This is a genomic window from Clostridium sp. CAG:43 (assembly GCF_000434655.1).
In the GTDB taxonomy this organism is placed as follows: domain Bacteria; phylum Bacillota; class Clostridia; order Lachnospirales; family Lachnospiraceae; genus Otoolea; species Otoolea fessa.
On sequence record NZ_FR895090.1, the window covers coordinates 13,464 to 15,517 of the forward strand.

Genomic DNA, 2,054 nt, shown 5'->3' on the forward strand with positions numbered 1-2,054 from the left:
CACAGCAGACCGCCGATGACGATAAACGAAGTACCGATCGCCAGAGAAAGCGCTTTCTGCATCGCGCTTAAAATCGCGCCCATCTGAGTTGCAATCAGATAGGTAACCAAACTGCTGAGTACAACGATTATCTTATTTAAAATATGTTTCTGACGGTCATTCAGCGAAACACCCGGAATCTTTCCGATAATATCCGTGCTGACGGTCGTCGCCAGGCCGATAATCATGGAGCAGCCGGTTCCCATATCAGCCGCCCACAGACCGGACAGCGTGATGCCGCCAAGTACCGGAGGAATGCTCATCAGGATCATCGGCAGTGCCACCGATGCCTCTGCATCCGGCAGAAGCGATGCCAGAATCGAGCCGCCCGCCTTGTACTGCAGGGCGATGATGCCTGACTGGATGATACACATGGCAATGACCATGATAAGGCTCGTCTTTGTGCCGTAGAGGTCCCTTACAAGACCGCTGATGGTCGTGTACTGGCTTCTACGCAGGTAACGGACTGCCAGCATAGAAGAAACAACCGCGCCGATCGCCCATGCTGTATCATACCAGCCTGCCGACAGCCCCACGGTAAAGGCGTTCTCCGCGATACCGATCGTCGAAGCACCGCCGATCGCCAGACCCGCGATACTAGCTGCCACGACAAACGCATTATTTTTTCCTTTATATAAAAGGAAGTTCTCTGAATCCTTTTTCTGGCCGTAAGACACATAGATACTGATGCAAAACAGCAGAAGCACATATAAAATAACTATTAGCAGCGGAATATTCATTACTTCGCGTCTCCATTTTCCTCTGCCTCGCGGCAAATACGCTCGTAGGCTTCCTTTGTCTGCGGGAGCACACTTCCGCCGTACGGAATTACATATACATCTTTTCCGTTAAAGTCTACCTCTGCCAGCAGATCCTTCATATCTTTAAACGATCTTACGCCCATATCCCGAACCAGCTCCGGCTCCATGGAAGACAGAAGCAGCGTCTTCGAACGACGGATGGACTCGCAGGCTGCGTAGAAAATATAGCCGCCGATGGTGAAAGACGCACGCAGTGCCTCATCCAGGCATCCCTTAGAGAGAGGCTTAATCCAGTCGAAGAAATCCTTGGAACCGCTTCCCTCCGGGCATTCCGCCAGCATAATGAGTGTACCGCCCTCTTTGACCGCTCTCGATGCGTTAAACAGCGTCTTGGTGGACTGATAAAAATTCAGATCCTTCGGGAAACCGCCGCAGCTTGCAATTACGACATCTGCCTGATAGTCGATCGGCAGTCCGTATCCCTTCTGTACATAACTGCAGCTTGCCTGCCATGCCTTGTCAAACTCACCACAGAATAAACCGCTGTGGCGGGAAGACGTATCTACCACGATATTAATACCGAACGTAACATGTACCATGGCACCTGCCTCGCGCATATCCAGGTTGATCGGGTTGTTCTCCACCAGACCGCTGCCGACACGCACATCCGTCATCGGTTTCTCCGGATCCAGCGCACGCTCATGGTTCATGCGGATCGTCTCACGGGAAGCAATACCTGGAACGATGCTCTTTCTTCCGCCGCCGTAGCCTGCCATCAGATGGTGCACCGTACCGCCGATGCAGATGACCTTTCTGCCGACTGCCAGCGGATTGACCGATACACGCGTTCCGAAGGACGTCGTACCGATGTATACCAGATCCGGCGCATCGCAGTCATGGTCAGTCACGCTCGCTACATGGTCATAGACAAACTCGCTTGCAAGTTTTCTGCGGTCCTCCGCCGTATTCTTGCGGTGTGTTCCCAGTGCAACCACAACCGCAATCTGGTTATATCCCACGCCCATCTCATCGTGCAGATATTTTACCAGAAGCTCGCAAATCACGTCCTGACGCATCCAGAAACGCGTCATATCACTGATCACGATCGTAACCGGATCGGTCGGTGCAATCAATTCCTTTAACGGCTTCGTGCCAATCACACCATCCGTCACACAATGCAGAAATTCTGCTTTTATATCTTCAATGACCCGCATCTTATTTTCATACAGGTATTTTACACTCTTCGCACCGTCA

1 protein-coding gene and 1 pseudogene are annotated in these 2,054 nt (G+C 51.9%); both read right to left on the reverse strand.

Annotated features, from left to right (window positions below; genetic code table 11):
- Positions 1–779, reverse strand: a pseudogene (locus QVO97_RS07130) (hypothetical protein); the annotation flags it as partial.
- Positions 779–2,054 (reverse strand): nickel-dependent lactate racemase (gene larA / locus QVO97_RS07135; RefSeq protein WP_288189284.1); only part of this gene is annotated, 1,276 nt, incomplete at its 5' end. The pseudogene QVO97_RS07130 and the gene larA, both read right to left, overlap by 1 nt.